Source organism: Klebsiella sp. MS 92-3 (assembly GCF_000195655.1).
Lineage (GTDB): Bacteria > Pseudomonadota > Gammaproteobacteria > Enterobacterales > Enterobacteriaceae > Klebsiella > Klebsiella pneumoniae.
Genome location: NZ_GL882840.1, coordinates 1,269 through 2,546, shown reverse-complemented (window position 1 = coordinate 2,546; position 1,278 = coordinate 1,269). Strand labels below are relative to the sequence as shown.

Annotated in this window: 1 protein-coding gene; it reads right to left on the bottom strand. The window is 65.3% G+C overall.

The annotated features are described in order from the left end of the window. Window positions 1-1,278 (bottom strand): efflux RND transporter permease subunit (locus HMPREF9538_RS30390; protein ID WP_009485873.1); only part of this gene is annotated, 1,278 nt, incomplete at both ends.

Here is a 1,278-nt window from a genome sequence, read left to right as displayed (position 1 = left end):
GGGGCGGCCAGCGGCTTCTCGCCTTTTTCGATATAGCGCGAGATGTTCTCGATCACCACGATGGCGTCATCCACCACGAAGCCGGTGGCGATGGTCAGGGCCATCAGCGTCAGGTTATTGATCGAAAAGTCGAGGAACACCATCACCGCGAAAGTGCCCACCAGCGACAGCGGCACCGCGACGCCGGGAATAATGGTCGCCGGCACGTTGCGCAGGAACAGGTAGATGATCATCACCACCAGGGCGATGGCCAGCATCAGCTCAAACTGGGTGTCGCGCACCGAGGCGCGGATGTTGGTGGTCCGGTCGGAGAGGACCTGCACCTTCACCGATTTCGGCAGGCTCTCGGTGAGCTGCGGCAGCATCTGGCGAATGCTGTCGGCGGTGTCGATGATGTTGGCCCCCGGCTGGCGCTGGACGTTCATCACGATGGCCCGCTGCTGGTTGGCCCATGCCCCGAGCCAGCTGTTTTCGGCCCCTTGTTCGACGCTGGCGACATCGCCGAGCCGGATCGGCGCCCCGTTCTGATAAGCGATAATCAGCCGGCGATAATCCTCAGCGGACTGCATCTGATCGTTAGCGGAAAGCGTCACCGCGCGGGCCGGGCCGTCGAGGCTGCCTTTCGCGGAGTTAACGTTGGCGCTGGTGATAGCGGTGCGCACGGTTTCGCTGGTCAGGCCGAGGGCGGCGATGGCCTGGGCGTTAAGCTTCACCCGCACCGCCGGGCGCTGGCCGCCGGCGAGGGTCACCAGACCGACGCCGGAAACCTGGGAGATCTTCTGCGCCACCCGGGTCTCCACCATGTCCTCAACCTGGGTCATCGGGATGGCGGAGGAGGTGACGGCGAGGGTCATGATCGGCGGATCCGCCGGGTTCACCTTGCTGTAGACCGGCGGATTCGGCAGATCGCTCGGCAGCAGATTGGTGGCGGCGTTAATGGCCGCCTGCACTTCCTGCTCGGCGACGTCCAGCGGCAGGGTCAGCTGGAACTGCAGCGTGACTACCGAGGCGCCGCCGGAGCTTTGCGACGACATCTGCTTAAGGCCGGACATCTGGCCGAACTGGCGCTCCAGCGGGGCGGTGATGGCGGAGGTCACCACGTCCGGGCTGGCGCCCGGATAGAGGGTGACTACCTGAATGGTCGGGTAATCGACCTCCGGCAGGGCGGAGACCGGCAGAAAGCGGTAGCCGATGATCCCGGCCAGCAGGATAGCCACCATCAGCAGAGTGGTGGCCACCGGACGCATAATAAACAGCCGGGACGGGGCGCCCGGGCGG